Origin of the sequence: Paenibacillus sp. 598K (genome assembly GCF_003851045.1) — a bacterium.
Taxonomy (GTDB): Bacteria; Bacillota; Bacilli; order Paenibacillales; family Paenibacillaceae; genus Paenibacillus_D.
Window position 1 is genome coordinate 126798 of record NZ_BFBX01000083.1, and the last position, 16704, is coordinate 143501.

The 16704-nt window shown below is 57.7% G+C and carries 14 protein-coding genes; 9 read left to right on the top strand and 5 right to left on the bottom strand.

The genetic code is table 11. From position 1 onward, the window contains the following. Nucleotides 1–17: 17 nt before the first annotated feature. Nucleotides 18–3158 (bottom strand): transglycosylase domain-containing protein, encoded by a 3141-nt coding sequence (locus tag PA598K_RS22815; RefSeq protein ID WP_128659171.1) that lies wholly within the window; start codon nucleotides 3156–3158, stop codon nucleotides 18–20. A gap of 259 nt (nucleotides 3159–3417) precedes the next feature. Between PA598K_RS22815 and PA598K_RS22820 the strand changes: the two genes are divergently transcribed. Together PA598K_RS22820 and PA598K_RS22825 are read left to right on the top strand one after the other, a co-directional pair. Further along, nucleotides 3418–3948 (top strand): NfeD family protein, encoded by a 531-nt coding sequence (locus tag PA598K_RS22820; RefSeq protein ID WP_128659172.1) that lies wholly within the window; start codon nucleotides 3418–3420, stop codon nucleotides 3946–3948. Nucleotides 3949–4001: 53 nt separating this feature from the next. Continuing rightward, on the top strand, nucleotides 4002–5552 hold the full coding sequence (locus PA598K_RS22825) for a flotillin family protein (RefSeq protein WP_128659173.1): 1551 nt from the start codon (nucleotides 4002–4004) through the stop codon (nucleotides 5550–5552). Between the two features lie 84 nt (nucleotides 5553–5636). On the opposite strand, the gene rpsD is transcribed toward PA598K_RS22825, so the two are convergent. Further along, entirely contained in the window at nucleotides 5637–6236 is a 600-nt protein-coding gene (rpsD, locus tag PA598K_RS22830) for a 30S ribosomal protein S4 (RefSeq protein WP_128659174.1), read from the bottom strand. Between the two features lie 453 nt (nucleotides 6237–6689). Between rpsD and PA598K_RS22835 the strand changes: the two genes are divergently transcribed. The 4 genes from PA598K_RS22835 (at nucleotide 6690) to PA598K_RS22850 (ending at nucleotide 10708) form a co-directional block, all read left to right on the top strand. Then, nucleotides 6690–8645 (top strand): sensor domain-containing diguanylate cyclase, encoded by a 1956-nt coding sequence (locus PA598K_RS22835; protein WP_128659175.1) that lies wholly within the window; start codon nucleotides 6690–6692, stop codon nucleotides 8643–8645. Nucleotides 8646–8801: 156 nt separating this feature from the next. After that, on the top strand, nucleotides 8802–9917 hold the full coding sequence (locus PA598K_RS22840) for an aminopeptidase (protein WP_128659176.1): 1116 nt from the start codon (nucleotides 8802–8804) through the stop codon (nucleotides 9915–9917). Between the two features lie 120 nt (nucleotides 9918–10037). Then, nucleotides 10038–10280 (top strand): HPr family phosphocarrier protein, encoded by a 243-nt coding sequence (locus PA598K_RS22845; protein ID WP_128659177.1) that lies wholly within the window; start codon nucleotides 10038–10040, stop codon nucleotides 10278–10280. 143 nt (nucleotides 10281–10423) lie between these two features. Further along, nucleotides 10424–10708 (top strand): YlaN family protein, encoded by a 285-nt coding sequence (locus PA598K_RS22850; protein WP_128659178.1) that lies wholly within the window; start codon nucleotides 10424–10426, stop codon nucleotides 10706–10708. Between the two features lie 82 nt (nucleotides 10709–10790). On the opposite strand, the gene cax is transcribed toward PA598K_RS22850, so the two are convergent. Beyond that, nucleotides 10791–11852, bottom strand: coding sequence for a calcium/proton exchanger (cax, locus tag PA598K_RS22855; RefSeq protein WP_128659179.1), 1062 nt, complete (start codon nucleotides 11850–11852; stop codon nucleotides 10791–10793). A gap of 178 nt (nucleotides 11853–12030) precedes the next feature. Between cax and PA598K_RS22860 the strand changes: the two genes are divergently transcribed. After that, entirely contained in the window at nucleotides 12031–12408 is a 378-nt protein-coding gene (locus PA598K_RS22860; protein ID WP_128659180.1) for an Asp23/Gls24 family envelope stress response protein, read from the top strand. A 107-nt stretch (nucleotides 12409–12515) separates the two neighbouring features. Here the strand turns inward: PA598K_RS22860 and ftsW are convergent, their stop codons facing one another. Together ftsW and PA598K_RS22870 are read right to left on the bottom strand one after the other, a co-directional pair. Then, nucleotides 12516–13739 carry a putative lipid II flippase FtsW gene (gene ftsW / locus PA598K_RS22865; RefSeq protein WP_128659181.1) on the bottom strand — a complete coding sequence of 408 codons (1224 nt, stop codon included), beginning with the start codon at nucleotides 13737–13739 and terminating at the stop codon, nucleotides 12516–12518. 29 nt (nucleotides 13740–13768) lie between these two features. After that, entirely contained in the window at nucleotides 13769–14113 is a 345-nt protein-coding gene (locus PA598K_RS22870) for a YugN family protein (RefSeq protein WP_128659182.1), read from the bottom strand. 199 nt (nucleotides 14114–14312) lie between these two features. On the opposite strand from PA598K_RS22870, the gene PA598K_RS22875 reads away from it, so the two are divergent. Further along, the gene (locus tag PA598K_RS22875; protein ID WP_128659183.1) at nucleotides 14313–15512 is read left to right on the top strand and encodes an amidohydrolase; all 1200 of its coding nucleotides are present in this window, start codon (nucleotides 14313–14315) and stop codon (nucleotides 15510–15512) included. A 78-nt stretch (nucleotides 15513–15590) separates the two neighbouring features. Beyond that, the coding region (locus tag PA598K_RS22880; RefSeq protein WP_185602178.1) for a helicase-associated domain-containing protein at nucleotides 15591–16704 on the top strand (1114 nt) is incomplete at its 3' end.

The window sequence follows — 16704 nt, forward strand, 5'->3', positions numbered from 1 at the left end:
GTAGATTGTGCAGGGTACTATTTCAACTGGACCGTTGCAGAGAACTTCGACTCGCCCTGTTCATTGACGGCGGAGATCCGGAACCAGCCGGAGCGGATCGGAGACACATACTCGAACCTTGGGTCTGCCGAGGCACCGATATTCGTATAGCTTCCAGAGCCGGTCTCGCTGTAGTAGACGTTGTAGTGAACGACCTGCTGGGCGATCGGATTGGCGCTCCAGGTCAACAAGACGCCGATGTCGGTCGTCTCGGCGCGTACGCCGGATGGAGCGCCCGGAACGCCTGTATCGTCGACGGCAGGCGTCTGAGGCTCAGGCGTTGTCGGTTGCTGTGTCGGCGGCGTCAAGGCCGGACTGTCTGTTCCGGCTGTTGCGCCGCCAGGGGCGGAGTCTCCATCGCCGGACGTTCCCGGCGAGATCATGCTGCCGCCGGAGCCGGAGATGAGACTAGGCGACGATTCCTTGCCTGCGACATCGACGGCGGTGACGTAGAACTCGTACGAGCTGCCCGAAGGCACGCTGCTGGTGAAGCTGTTGGAGCTTCCGGCGAGCAACGATGCGCCGGTCTTCTGGAAGCTGCCGCCCCCAAGCTTGCGATAGAGCCGATAGCCGACGACGTCGCGCTCTGGACTGGAGTCGAAGGTAATCGTGACATTGCCGTTGCCGCTGGCGTTGGCTCTGACGCTGGACGGCGGTGACGGCGCCTTGCCGTCATCGACGCGCGGGTCGATTTCCGACGGCGCGTCCATCGAGGCGTCGGGCGGCAGATAGGCGCTCATCGGCCTGCGGCTGCGGGCAGGCATTTTGCTCTGCGCCTGTTCGATTTCCTTCATCAGCTCGCCGAGCGGTTTTTTGCGCTTGATGACGATCTCTTCGAAGATGAAGTCGGACGGCGTCGTGTCGCGGGCGACATAGTTGACGCCGTTGTAGGTGATGAAGGCCATCTTCACGAGTGCGTCTTCCTTTTCCTTAGGCACATACTTGACGTTGAACCAGTCGGTAACGAGTCTGCCGAACTGACGTGTCAGCGAGGACGGTGCCTTGCCGCTGACGCTGGACACGGTCGCCTTGACGACACCTTCCGGCTGCGGGAACGATGTCGTCGGGAACAGCTCAGGCCGCGTCTCGGTGAGCTGATTCATCATCTTGGTCCATAGATGTCTTGCCTTCTTGCGATTCTCCCCGACCAGCTTGTTCGCCGAGCTCTTGTAGCCGGTCCATACGCCCAGCGTCAGATCAGGCGTATAGCCGACGAACCATACGTCGCCGTAGCCTTGCGTCGAGCCGGTCTTGCCCGCGACCGGGATCGTGCCGTAGCCGTTGAAGCGCGAGGTGATGTCATGTCCCGTACCGCGGCCGTTGGCGATCGTCGTGCGCAGCATGTCGGTCATCAGGAACGCGGTCTGCTCCGAGAACACGCGCTCCGGCTTCGGCTCATGCTTGTAGACGATCTTGCCGTGAGCGTCCGTAATCTTGCGGATCATATACGCATCGTTGAACAGCCCTTCGTTGGCGATCGAGCCGTAGGCATTGGTGAGCTCCTCGACAGTGACGCCAACCCTGAGGCCGCCGATTACACCGGTCTGGGCATGATCGTCGCTTGGCTGCAGCGTCGTAATGCCGAGCTTGCGGGCAAAGTCCCAGGCTACAGGGATCGTCACATCCTCCAGGAACAGCTTCAGCGCAGGCAGATTGAGCGAGCGGTCGAGCGCTTCGCGGGCCGTCACAAGTCCGTAGAACCGGTTGTTGGAGTTCATCGGGATGTGGAAGCTCTTCTGCGCGTCGGGAAGCACCATCGGCGCGTCGTCGACGACGCCGCCAGGCTGGATCTTGCCCATCTCGATGGCAGGCAAGTACGCTGCGATCGTCTTCATCGTCGAGCCGGGCTGACGGGTCATCTGCGTCGCGTGGTTCATCTGCTCGAGGTTGAAGTCGCGTCCTTCGAGCATGCTGACGATAGCGCCGGTCTTATGGTCGATCAGAATCGCCGCGATCTGCTGGATGCCCTTCTTCTCGTCATCGACGAAGTTGGAGGCGTCGTTGCCGAGCTCGCGCATCTGGTTGTAGATCCGCTTGTCGATCGTCGTATAGATATGATAGCCGCCGCGGAGCAGCTTTTGCCGGTATTCCTCGACTCGCGGCGCGTTGGCCGGCAAGGCCAGATCGGCCTTGGTCAGCGTCGGGTCTTCCTGCAGGAGCAAGATCTCCGCTGCCTGACGCTCTGCTTCGAGCATCAGATAGGGATACGTGGTATAAGCCTTGGGATTGGGCTGGGCGAGCGTAGCCCGGATGTCAAACGCTGCCGCCTCGTCATGCTCCTGCTGCGTGATCCGACCGGTCTCCAGCATCCGGCGCAGCACCAGCTTCTGCCGATCGAGGGCATAGCCCAGGTTCGTCTCGTTGATCTCGCCGCGGTTGTTGAACGCCGAGTAGGCGGTCGGCCGCTGCGGCAGTCCGGCCAGATAGGCGGCTTGCGCCGTGTTGAGCTGCTTCAGGTCGGTAATATTGAAGACGCCTTTGGCAGCCGCCTTGATGCCGAACAGATTGTAGCCGCTCGAGCCTTTGCCGAAGGGCACCTTGTTCAGGTAAGCCGTCAAAATCTCCGGCTTGGTCAGATAGCGCTCCATGCGCAAGGAAAGGAAAATTTCTTTGAACTTCCGGCTATCTGTCACATCCAAGCTCAAAAATACGCGGCGCGCCAACTGTTGGGTCAGCGTGCTGCCGCCGGTCTGGGTATCCTCGTTGAGCAGCTTTTGCTTGACTGCCCGGCCAAGGCCGTTAATGTCGACGCCGTAATGATCGTTGAAATTATTGTCCTCGATCGCCAGTACGGCGTCGATGACGTTGTCCGGGATTTCCTCCGTCGTTACGAGGCGGCGGTCTTCCTCCGTGCGGAGCTGGCCGACCGGCATGCTGTCATCATTAAAATAGACAAAGCCGGTGATGTCGTTCTCATTTATTTTCTCCTCGATCTCCGCGAGCGGCCGCACAGGGTCGTCGGCGACCAGCGAAGCGACGTAGCCCGTCACGGCTCCCCCGACGAATAACCCGATGATGAGGGCGAAGATGACAAGCCATTTAATTGTGATGAATGTAACCAGCCCGAACGTTCGCCAGCCGCTGATCCGGGGCGGCGCGTTCTTCTGCTCCTTAGTCATGCTATGTACTCCTCCTCCAATATAACAGGTATAGTATAGCACAAATCGCTAAAAGTGAGCACGATCCGCGGCTTTTCCAAAGAAAAATGCATCGAAAGGCGCGGCTGTTTGGGGCTCGCGGCTTGGCTAAACTGACGGATTCTGGCATATCATGATAAGAAAATGAAACGGATTCACAAATTAGACGTATGTAGGAATGTGGATCAACGTTTCTGCGCGTGTGGCAAGGCTTAGACGAACGAAAGGGGAGGGAGGGGCAATGGAAACGTTATTCATTGCTTGTCTGGTCGGCGGCGTGTTGTACGCTCTGATCAGTGTCATCTTTGGCGATATTCTCGGCGAGGCGCTGGACGGTATGCTCGATTTTTTGTCGATGGAGAGCGTATCTTGGATGCAGCCGATGACACTGGTCGGCGGCATTACGGCATTCGGCGGCGCAGGCTTGCTGCTCAGCCGGTACACGGTGGTCGGAGCATGGGCGGTTGTGCTGATCGCACTGCTGGCCGCGATTGTGATCGGGATCAGCGTGTTTTTCTTATATGTGAAGCCGATGCAGAACAGCGAGAACTCGAGCGGATATTCATTCCAGGAGCTAGCAGGCAAGATCGCCGAAGTACTGGTGCCGATCCCTGCGACAGGGTACGGAGAGGTGCTGGTGCGCGTCGGCTCTGCGGGCGTCACCAACCAGATCGCTGCCAGTCATGACGGCGAGCCCATCCCGACCGGCAGCAGGGTCGTCGTCGTCGAGGTGCGCGACCATACCTTGTATGTATCCAAGCTGGAGCTGTAACGTCTTCCCCTTTTGGCATGCTGTAGAGACACAACAGAGAGAGGAGAAATGATATGCCCGAATTTTTGATTATTCCTTCTATTGTTGTCGGTGTCATTGTCGTGCTTGGTCTCGCCTTCTGGGCTCGCTTCAAAACGGTCAGTCCCGATGAGGCGATGGTCGTCACCGGTTCCTTCCTGGGTTCCAGGCATACGCTCACCGACGAGTCGGGACGCCGGATCAAAATCGTCCGCGGCGGCGGCGCGTTCATCCTGCCGGTCTTCCAGAAGGCGGAGTTCCTGTCGCTGCTCTCGCACAAGCTGGATGTATCGACTCCCGAGGTGTACACGGAGCAAGGCGTGCCAGTCATGGCCGATGGCGTCGCCATCATCAAGGTCGGCGGCTCGATCGAAGACGTCGCCACGGCGGCGGAGCAGTTCATGGGCAAGCCGACCGAAGGGCTGAGGAGCGAGGCGCAGGAGGTGCTCGAAGGCCATCTGCGGGCGATCCTCGGCACGATGACGGTCGAAGAGGTGTACCGCAACCGCGATCGCTTCGCTCAGGAGGTGCAGGGCAACGCAGCCAAGGATCTGAAGAAGATGGGGCTGCAGATCGTTTCCTTCACGATCAAGGACTTGCGCGACAAGCACGGCTACCTCGACGCGCTCGGCAAGCCGCGCATCGCAATCGTCAAGCGCGACGCGGAGATCGCCGAAGCGGAAGCGATCCGCGACTCGCGGATTCAGAAGGCGAGAGCCGAGGAGGAAGGTCAGAAGGCAGAGTTGCTGCGCGATACCCATATTGCGGAAGCCACCAAGGACAAGGAGCTGAAGGTCGCCTCCTTTAAACAGGAGCAGGACACGGCCAAGGCCGGCGCCGACCAGGCTTACGCGATCCAGGAAGCGCGCGCCAAGCAGAGCGTCGTCGAAGAGATGATGAAGGTCGAGCTCGTCCGCAAGGAACGGGAGATCGACCTCGAGGCCAAGGAGATCCTCCGTCGCGAGAAGCAATATGATGCGGAAGTGAAGAAAAAAGCCGATGCCGACCGTTACGCCGTTGAGCAGGCGGCCGAAGCCGACAAGGCTAGACGGATGCGCGAGGCTGATGCGGTTCAATACCGGATCGAGACCGAGGCCAAGGCGAGCGCCGAGCAGAAGCGACTCGAAGGTCTGGCGCTGGCGGATGCCGAGCGCGCCAAAGGTACGGCGGATGCCGAAGTTATCCGGGCACGCGGTCTGGCGGAAGCGGAAGCGAAGGAAAAGCTGGCCGAGGCGTTCGAGAAATTCGGCGAAGCTGCTGTACTCGACATTATCGTGAAGATGCTGCCTGAGCTGGCTGGACGCGTCGCCGAACCGATCAAGGGCATCGACAAGCTGACCGTCGTCGACACTGGCAACGGCGAAGGCGCGGCAAGAGTGAGCAATTATGTGACGTCCTTGATGGCCACGGCGCCCGAGATGCTCAAAAACGTCTCCGGCATCGACGTCGAGGAGCTGATCAAGGGCTTCACCTCCAAGGTTGTGCCGACGGCCGATAGCGGCGCTCCGCGCGCATCACGGAAGCGTCTGGCTGCCGAATCGCAGCCCGTCGTAGAGACAACTGCGGAGCAGGAGGAAGAAGCGTAAATCAGAAGAGTGGCTAAGGTCGACATGAAAAAGCCGAGCGAGGGATAGACCCTTGCTCGGCTTGTCGTCATGCGGGAAATGTAATTAGCGGCTGTAGAACTCGACGATTTGCTTCTCGTCGATCTCTTGGGACAGCTCGGCACGCTCAGGCAGACGGATATACTTGCCTTCCATCGCGTTCTCGTTGAACTCGACGTAGTTAGGCAGATGATGACGGCCTTCCATCGCTTCCTTGATCGCTTTGAGACCGCGGCTGCGCTCGCGCAGTCCGATCACATCGCCTACGGATACAGTGTAGGAAGGGATGTCGACTTTTTTGCCGTTTACAGTTACATGACCGTGAGCGACCAGTTGACGCGCGCCAGCACGCGAGTTGGACAGACCAAGACGGTATACGAGGTTGTCCAGACGGCTCTCCAGCAGGAACATGAAGTTCTCACCGGCGATACCTTTCAGTTTGCTAGCTTTGTCGAACAGGTTGCGGAATTGCTTTTCGTTCAAGCCGTACATATGACGGAGTTTTTGCTTCTCTTGCAGTTGAACGCCATAGCCGCTCAGTTTTTTGCGTTGGCCAGGGCCATGCTGTCCTGGAGGGAATGGGCGTTTCAGTTCTTTGCTGTTGCCGCCAAGGGCGATGCCGAGACGACGGCTCAGTTTGAATTTAGGTCCAGTATAACGTGACATGCGGTAGTAGCTCCTTCTTCAAATGGGATTTTGAAAATGGGTCTATTGTTTCGCGGGACGCTCTCTGCGACGATGCGGACATCACTTCGTCCTGACAGGCAGTTCAGCCGCTGGCCTGTCAGCGAGAAACCTCCCTGAGGGTGACACAAAACCGTAATCCCTATATTCAACAATAAATTTTATCCATTTCGCCTACGTTTGTCAAGCATGAAACGGTAAGCATGACAGTCGAGCTAGTTCGACAATAGCATCGGACGGAGGAATTAGAAAAAATGAATCGAAAGTCCTTGTTTTTGGCTACCTACCTAGTGCAATGTTCATGAAAATCGAGTATGATGAAGATATCTTTTAGCTTAGGACAAACGGCTCGACTTGCAGGGCATATAGACGATCAACAACGAATGGCAACGCCACGATATAGCCGAGAAGATGTAGGGACGGAGGTGCAGGGCAATGGTCAACGAAATCCGCCCCATAGAGGCGGTCGTTCGGCCCGGCAGTCGGCAAGGCGCAACAGGCGAACTCCAGCAGTGGCTGGAGGGGAGTCCGATTTCTGCGGCGGACCTGCCTTATCTGGCTCCACTTCTGATCGACAGCTTCGATAAGTGGATTCTGGACCTGGCGGACACGCCGCTCCTGGGCGAGGCGCTGGTCCTGCTGCTCGATCATAACGGCAGTCAGCTCGCCGCCGTCGATCGGCTAAACGGCAGTCCGGACGAGGAGATGGAGACTGCGCTGACGTTGCTGCTGGCGGCAGCGGCGCTGCCCGGCGGACCGCCGGCAGACCGCGCTTTGGGAGCGACTACCGACGGATCGCGTCGCTTCCGTCTTCATCCCGTACATGATCGGGCGGGCGGTCAGCTGCTGTCGATGATCGGTCTGGTCTACAAGGCCGGAGTCGATCTGCCGGCGGCGGATACGTTGCGCGCAGCGACGCTGCATTACCGGGCTTGCTTTTACCACCGTTGCGAACGGTTCTTCATGGAGGATATGTTCCATTATCAAGAGAAGATTCACAAGGAGATGAGCAGTCGGGAGGCGCTCTTCTCCGCAGCCAAGCGGCTGCATGACCAGATCGACGTCAGCTCGGTGTTGCATGAGATCATCCGTACCGTCGAGCGCCTGTACCCGCAATATCGCGTCGATCTGTTCCTTTCGCAGGACTATGTCCACGTCGACGCGAGAGTGAAGCCGCTGCTGTTCCGTCACGGCTCGGATGATCCGTGCGCCCGCGCTTTTATGGAAGGCCAGCCGGTGGCCGAGGCGATCGGGGGCGGCGGATTTTGCCTCGCCGTACCGATCCGGGGCAAGCAGGCGGTATACGGCGTGCTGCTGCTCGCTGCGGATACGGGCCATACCGATATCTCCGAGCTGCCGGAGCTGACGATGCTCGCCGATACGGCCGGCACCGCCTTCGAGAATGCCAAGCTCTACGAGCAATCGAATCTGCTCATTCATGAGCTGCAGCTGATCAACGAGCTAACCAAGCGACTGAATCAATCGTTGCGTCCCAAGGAAATTTTCCAGTTCGCGACCTCGGAGCTGCTCGGCATCTTCCATGCCGACTATTGTTGTCTGCTGCAGAAGGACAAGGACACGGACCAGTTCGTCGTCATGTCATGCAATTTCCCCGAGTTGGCGAATGAGAAGTTCCCTTCCAATTATGGCTTCAGCAGCCTGGTGTACCGGAGCAAAGAGCCGTTGATCATCTCGGACTATCATGCGACGCATCCTGTGACGTCTCGTCTGATGGAGCTGACCGATTCGCGCTCGTTGATCGCTGCCCCGATCGTCGTCGGCACCGATGTGGTCGGCGTGATTCTGGTAGCCCATAGCAGTTCGAATTTTTTCTCCTATGACAACTACAAGCTGTTGCAGGTGCTCTCGACGCATATCGGTCTGGCCATTACCAACGCATCGCTGCATGCGGAGGTTCGGCATATGGTCATTACGGACAACTTGACGGGACTGCGGGTGCGGCATTATCTGAATGAGCAGATCCAGCAACGGCAGCGCAAGGATTTGTGCGGATCGCTTATTCTAGTGGATATCGATCATTTCAAGGGCATCAACGATACTTACGGCCATCAGGTCGGAGACAAGATCCTGAAGCAGGTGAGCGAGATTATCCGCTTCTGCATCCGCGACAGCGACATCGCGGCGCGTTGGGGAGGCGAGGAGCTGGCGGTCTATTTGCCCAAGGTGAACACGTCGCAAGCGTGCCGGATCGCCGAGCGTATCCTTCAGCAGGTAGCGGCGGAGACAGACCCGGGCGTCACCATCTCTTGCGGCGTCTCGGAGTGGACGCGGGAGGACGACAAGATCAGCGTCGAGTCGTTGTTCTACCGGGCGGATATGGCCCTCTACGATGCCAAGCACGACGGGCGCAATTGCGTCCGTACCGGCTAAGCCCACCAAAAAACCTTCACCGTCCATACGGAGGAAGGTTTTTTTGATGTGCAGGCGGTGCGGACATTCTGAAAGAGGACAGCTCGCACAGGATGCAATCTCCAGCCAAACATGATACGATGTAAGCGCAAGCAACCATGGCAAGGAGGGGAGCCTGTGAGAGATCCCAGATTAGCGAAGCTGGCCGAAAATCTGGTCGGTTATTCGATCGAGGTGCAGCCTGGAGATCATGTGTTGATCGAGATGATCGGCTCGGAGCACGAACTGCTCAAGTGCCTGATCGAGCAAGTAGCCGCCCGGGGCGGCAGACCGTTCGTCGAGACGACCGATCGCGCGGTGCTGCGGACGCAGCTGATGCATGCGACGCGGGAGCAGATCGAGCTGTGGGCGGAGCTGGATCTGGCTCGGATGAAGCGGATGCAGGGCTATATCGCAATCCGCGCGGGCGCCAATGTCAACGAGCTGGCGGATGTGCCGCCGGAGAAGATGAAGCTGTACGATCAGCTATACCGTCAGCCGGTCCATCTGGAGCAACGAGTCAAGCATACGAAGTGGGTCGTCCTGCGGTATCCCAACGCGTCTATGGCGCAGCTCGCAGGCAAAAGCACGGAGGCGTTTGAGGACTTCTACTTTGATGTCTGCAATCTGGATTATGCGCGGATGGACGCTGCGATGGACCCGCTGCGCGATCTGATGGCGGCGACGGATCGGGTGCGGATCGTCGCACCGGGCACCGATCTGAGCTTCTCGATCCGCGGTATCGGCGCCAAGAAATGCGCTGGCCGGCGCAATATTCCGGATGGCGAAGTGTTCACCGCGCCGGTCAGAGACTCGGTAGAGGGGCGCATCACCTACAATACGCCGAGCGTCTATGGCGGGTTCACGTATGAGCAGGTCAGCTTTGCCTTCTCCGAAGGGCGGATCGTCGAGGCGACGTGCAACGACTCGCGCAGGATCAACGATCTGCTGAACAGCGACGAGGGAGCGAGGTACATCGGCGAGTTCAGCCTTGGCTTCAATCCTTATATCCTCCATCCGATGAAGGATACGTTGTTCGACGAGAAGATCGCCGGAAGCTTGCATCTGACGCCGGGACAGGCCTACGAGGAGACGGACAATGGCAATCGCTCGTCGGTGCACTGGGATCTGGTACAGATTCAGAGGCCCGAATACGGCGGCGGCGAGATCTACTTTGACGATGTGCTGATCCGCAAGGACGGTCGCTTCGTGCTGCCTGCCCTGGAAGGTCTAAACCCCGAGCACCTGAAATAAGATGAACGTAAAGAAGGGCAATCTGTACAAGCAACTTTGTGCAAAATGACCCTTGCTGGAACTTGGAATTGCAAGTATGATGGATGTAAGGTTTGCCAGACTGATATTGGAGGGATTTTCATGTCTAACAACACAGCGATCGTAGACATTTCACAAGCCGCTAATCGTTACCGGTCTTCTATTGTGCTTCAAGCCGAGAATAAATTCATCGACGTGAAAAGTATCCTCGGATTGTTCACGACACTTGTTAGCAATCATTCCTACGAGCTTCATGTGCATGGCCCGGATGAAGTCGAAGCCAAGGCCGCGATGAGGGAAGTATTCGCCAAGCATAACTTGAATATCAAACTTGTAGAAGAGTAATTCGTATTTGCACAGCTTGTACTGAAAGCGCCCACTCAAGAGGAGTCGGGCGCTTTTAACGTTTTGTCCTTGTGTATTACCGCGATTTCGACTAATATAAAGGGTATAGAAGACGGCGAATGACGCGCACAAGGGGGAGTACCATGTCTTCATTAGATGTTATGGAGCAATTGCATCATAAGGCGCTTCATCTTCTGCAAGACGATGCCAACAAAATCGAGAAGCTGATCGAGGTGCAGATGGAGAATCTCACCACGCGCAAATGTCCGCTGTACGAGGAAGTCCTCGACACGCAGATGTACGGTTTCTCTCGTGAGGTGGACTTCGCAGTGCGTGCCGGATTAGTCCCTGATTCCACAGGTAAGCAGATATTAAGCAAGCTTGAGCGCAATCTGGCACAGCTGTACGAAGCGATGAACGTCAAATGAGTAGTCTCGATGGAGACTGCTCTTTTTTTTCGCGGATTTCCGGGGCGACCCGTCATATGCCGTTCCGGGCGTGAGCCTCGGACTAGACGAGGTAAAAGGCGATCCCGAGAATAATGTATACCATCAGCAGCAGGACGCCTTCATACCAGTTGGTCGAGCCGTCGCGGGAGATCGACTTGGCGATGAATACCGATACAGCGATTGCGGTCAGCTCGATCGGGGTAAAGAGGATATCCATCGTCTCTCCGAACAAGGTGCTGGCAAAGATAAGCACTGGAGCGACAAAGAGGGCGATCTGCAGGCTGCTGCCGATCGCGATCTCGACGGCCGCGCCGATCTTGTTTTTCATCGCGAGCATGATCGCGGCGCTATGCTCGGCGGCATTGCCGACGATCGCGATGACGAAGGCGCCGATGAACAGCTCGGACAGTCCGAAGCGCTCGGAGAAGACGTCGAGCGTGCTGACGAGCCATTCGCTGACGAAGCCGACCATCACGGTCGCCAGGACGAGGAAAAGGATCGATCGACGTTTGGACCACAGTGGGCGCTCCTCGGTCTCGGATGACTCCATCTCGTCTGCGAGCAGGTCCTTGTGGGTAATCATCGAGAAGACGAGCCAGAGCAGGTAGGAGACGAGCAGGATGGCAGCGACGGCCAGACTGAGCTGCTGATCCTTTTGCACCGAGAATTGCTCCGAGGCGACGAAGACGGCAGGCACGAACAGGCCGATGACGGCCATGATCATCAGACTGGCATTATGTCCGGCGACCTCGACATTATAACGCTGCTGCTTGAACTTCAATCCGCCGAGCAGCACGCTTGCTCCCAGCACGAGCAGCAGATTGCCGATGATCGCGCCGGTCAGACTGGCCTTGACCATGTCGAAGAGCCCTTCCTTGACGAGGAATAGCGTGATGATCAGCTCGGCAGCATTGCCGAAGGTGGCATTGAGGAAGCCGCCCAGCCGCTGTCCCGCATAATGGGCCACGCTCTCCGTCGCCTGCCCCAAGAAGCCGGCGACGAAGAGGATCGCGATCGCCGAGAAGGCGAATTGCAGCGTATTGCTCCAATGCAGGTAGTGGGCTGCTGCGCTTAGGATGAAACCGCCAGCCAGCGCGCCAAAAAACAGGTTGCGTCGACTCATGGGCAAACCCTCCAATTCTGACCTTAGTATAGCCTATGACGTCGCAAGCCATGACATGGGAGGATTGTGACTGCATGTGTAAATTTTAACCATTCTTGAACGGCGTCGGCTTGCTTTCAGGTGCGGCTCTCCATTACAATAAAGCTATAGGATGGAATGACAAGAGGAGTGAAACCCAATGACCGAAGACCTTCAAACCGGTATTATTCGTATCTCTGATGACGTAGTCGCGACGATCGCCGGACTCGCAGCGCTGGAGACGCCAGGCGTTGCTGCGATGTCGGGCGGGATCTCCGAGGGCTTGGCCAAGAGACTTAGCGGTAAAAATGTACAAAAGGGCATTTCGGTCGAGGTTGGGCAACTGGAAGCTGCCGTAGACCTGCGGGTCATCGTGCAATATGGAATACCGATCCAGGAAGTATGTCGTCAACTGCAGCTGAATGTACACGAAGCGGTGAGCAACATGACGGGGCTGACGGTCGTAGAGGTCAATGTCAAAGTCGAAGGCGTGGCCTTCAAGGAAGAGGAGCTGGAGGAGATCCAGCGGCTGAAGTAAACCTGCCTGCGCGTCACATATACGCTTCGCTATCAAGTGAATAAAGGACAAGACAACGCCCGGGATCGAGGATCCCGGGCGTTGTCTCATAAAGCGAGTAAAACGGGTTATTGGAAGTATCCGCCTCGGTACGGCGCAGGCTGCTCCCGCGTCGTCTGCTGTCTGTCAAACCGGGACGGCTTGGACTGTGCGGGCTTGTTGGCCTCTCGCGAGATGCTGAGCAGGACGCCCATGGAGGCCAGCGTCACCAACATCGACGATCCGCCATAGCTGATGAATGGCAAGGTCACGCCCGTTACGGGGATGGCCCCGATAACACCGCCGATATTGATGATCGCCTGGATGGCGAACAGGCCGATGATGCCTACGCCAATGATGGTGCCGTAGATGTCCGGACAGCGCAGGGCGACGATCAGACCTCGCCACAGGAAGGCCAGGTAGAACAATAGAAACAAGGCGCCGCCCAAAAATCCGAACTCCTCGCCGATGACAGCGAAGATGAAGTCGTTGTAGGCAAGCGGCAGATAATGCAGTTTCTGAATGCCATGGCCTAATCCGACGCCTAGAAAGCCGCCATGACCTAACGCGTAAAGCGAATTAACCAATTGATAGCTGGAACCAAGAGGATCATGAAATGGATCCATGAATGAAATGAATCGGTTAATCCGATATTCCCAGGGATCGGGGTCTAGCGCGTATGCAAGGCTGATAATAACAGCGACCACAGTGGATACAACCACACCCGAGAAAAAGACTTGCCTGAGATTGGAACCGCCTGCAATGATAACGACCGCTGCGCAAGCGGCTACGATAATCGCAGAGCCCATATCTGGCTGTAGCATGATCAGTCCGCAAATGAAGCCAACGACGATCATGACAGGCAGCAGGCCGCGCTTAAAATCGCGGAATTTTTCGCCCTTCTTGGTAATCAACCGTCCAAGATAAAGAATAAGCGCGAGTTTTGCGAATTCGGTCGGTTGAATGCCCAGCGATCCATAGCCAAGCCAGCTTTTGGCGCCGTATCTTTCTGATCCAATGAACGGCACCAGCGCCAGCAGGATCAGCACCGGGATAAAATATAGGATAAACCCTTTCTTGAAAAACTGATATCGGATATTCATCAATACCAGCATGATGACGGTGCCGAGACCGACCCAGACGATCTGTCGCTTCGTGAAGTACAGCGCGTCGAAATTGTAGCGTTTGTCAATGACAGCGATATTGGAGCTGGCGCTGAACACCATCACCAGTCCGAAGCCGACCAGCACCAATGTCATGACGAGTAGCAGAAAATCCGGTCTGCCCTTTGGACCGGTCTGCGGTTTGTTCATACGTATGCAGGCAAGAGGTTACTCTCGCGTTACGAAAGTAACTTCTTCAGATCTTGGAGTCGCTGCGTAGCCGTGTTGAGAATCGGCTGCGGTACCGGCGACTCGTATTCCATACCGTGCGGGAACGTAGCCCGTCCGATATAGATCGACTCTATAGCCAATACAGCATAGGGCGATTCCAGCTTGCCTTCGACGGCGCGTGTATTGACCCGCAGGAAGTACTCGGCTTTGCCCGCGCGATCCTCAAGCTTCAGATCATATGTAGCGCGGTAATATTCCCATTGCCAGCGGACGAAGCCGAGGCGCTCCGCCGACTCGTCCAGATGAGCCAATTCGCTCGTCATGCCATTCAAGCCTGTATTCTCAATAATCATGGATATCCTCCTTCAGATGCCTAACCATATTCTTTATTCATGATAGTATGTTTCTGTGGTCAGTGCAAGCATGCGCGGCAACGGCTTCAAAACAAAACGTGAACGTTTTTCGAACATCGGACAGGGCAAACTCCGGTCGATACTACTTCGCTTGATGGAGGATTTCTGATAGAATAGATGACATGAGGAGGGGACGAGCATGAACGCGAGCAAACAAAGAGAAGAAGCGCTAAGCGGGCTATACCCGAAGATGGTGCAGTGGCGCAGATATCTGCATCGCAATCCGGAAGTCTCCTATCAGGAAAAGGAGACGGCCGCGTTCATCGTCGGCGTGCTGACCGAGCTCGGCTGCGAGGTGCGGACAGGGCTGGGCGGCTACGGACTGATCGCCACAATCAAGGGAGCGCTCCCGGGACCAACGGTGGCGCTGCGCGCCGATATCGATGCGCTCGCGATCCAGGATCAAAAGCAGGTCGAATATGCCTCGCAGGTGCCCGGCGTTATGCATGCCTGCGGTCACGATGGTCACACCGCGACGATGCTGGCAATCGCCACCTACTACGCTTCGGTCAGGGATCGGCTGGCTGGCAGCAGACGCTTGCTCTTCCAGGCCTCGGAGGAGATCTCTCCGGGGGGCGCGCTGCCGCTGATCGAGTACGGCGCGCTGGAGGGCGTCGATGCGGTGTACGGCGTGCACTTGTGGACGCCGCTGCCTTATGGCGTCGTCGCTTCACGAGAAGGCGCGATGATGGCGTCAGCAGACGAGTTTTCGCTTGAGATCGTGGGTAAGGGCGGTCACGGCGGACTGCCGCATGATACGGTGGATGCGATCGTCGTCGGGAGCGATCTGGTGATGGCGCTGCAGACGATCGTCAGCCGTCAGGTTAATCCGCTGCAGCCTGCTGTCGTCTCGATCGGCACCTTTCAGGCTGGGCATACCAATAATATTATCGCCGGTCATGCGCTTCTCAAAGGTACGGTGCGCGCCTTCGATCCGACAGTAAGAGACACGATCCGAGAGCGCATTCAGGCAACTGTATCCCATATCTGCGGCCTCTATGGCGCCGAGGGCAAGCTGGACTACCGGATGGGCTACCCGCCTGTCGTCAATGATGGCCAAGAGGTGGAGCGGTTTTTCCGGGTCGGCCGACAGCTGCTGGGCGAGGAGGCTGTGCAGACGGCTTCTATGGTTATGGCGGCCGAGGATTTCGCTTACTATCTGCATCATAAGCCAGGCTGCTTTATCTTCGTCGGCGCGGGCAATGAAGCGTTGCAATCCTGCTACGCGCATCATCATCCGATGTTCGACCTCGATGAGCGGGCGATGCTGGTGTCCGCCCGGCTGATGATCGAGCTGGCCGAGGACTATGCGGCGTCCCCCAATGAAGCCATTCTATAGCAATCTCCAAAAAACGGCATAAAAATGCCGTTTTTTTTTCATACTGACTAGAGATGGAAGAAGTCAGGAGGAAACGCGTTGGAACTGAATAAGCAAGGCCCTTTGATCGTCCAAAGCGACGGGACGATATTGCTGGATAGCCTGCACCCTGCAGCGCAGGAGGCAGGAGAAGCGTTGGCCGCGTTTGCCGAGCTCGTCAAACGGCCGGGCGATATGCATACCTATAAGATAACACCGCTCACCGTATGGAATGCCATGTCCGCAGGGGTCGACGGCGCGTCGATCGCCGAGCGGCTGGCTTGCTATAGCCGATACGAGCTGCCGGCAGTCATCGAGGACGGCTTGAGCACCTGGATCGGTCGGTTTGGCCAGTTGCGGCTCGTGCGCGAGGGCGAGCGATTGCTGCTCGTAGGCGAGGCCGACGAACGGCTGGAGAGCGCCTTGCGCGAGGGCGCGCTGCGCGGACTGTTGGCGGAGGCCCCGTCGCCCGGCGGCACTTGGGTCGTCGACGCGCAGGCGCGCGGCGCGCTCAAGCAGGAGCTGCTGCGCATGGGCTATCCGGTGAGCGATCTGGCCGGATACCGGTCCGGGGAGGCGCTGCAGGTGCGGCTGCGCGATCGGGGGAGCGCCGGGGCTGCGTTCCGGCTGCGCGACTATCAGGAGCAGGCGCTGCAGCAGTTCCGGCGCGACGGCGCCGTCCAGGGCGGCAGCGGCGTGCTCGTGCTGCCCTGCGGCGCAGGCAAGACGATCATCGGTCTCGCCGCCCTTGCCTCGCTAGAGTGTGCGACGCTCATCCTCACCTCCAACACGACGTCGGTCCATCAATGGCGACGCGAGCTGCTGGAGAAGACAACGCTGGTCGAAGCGGAGGTCGGCGTCTATGCCGGACGTCAGCGGCAAGTGCGGCCGGTGACCGTGGCGACCTATCAGATGATGACGCATCGCGCATCGGGTCAGAGCGACTATCCCCATATGCGGTTGTTCCGGGAACGCGACTGGGGGCTCATCATCTATGACGAGGTGCATCTGCTGCCCGCCCCGGTCTTCCGGATGACGGCGGAGCTGCAGGCGACGCGACGTCTCGGGCTGACGGCGACGCTGGTCCGCGAGGACGGCTGCGCCGAGGACGTCTACTCGCTGATCGGCCCCAAGCGCTATGAACTGCCCTGGAAGGCGCTGGAGGCGCGCGGCG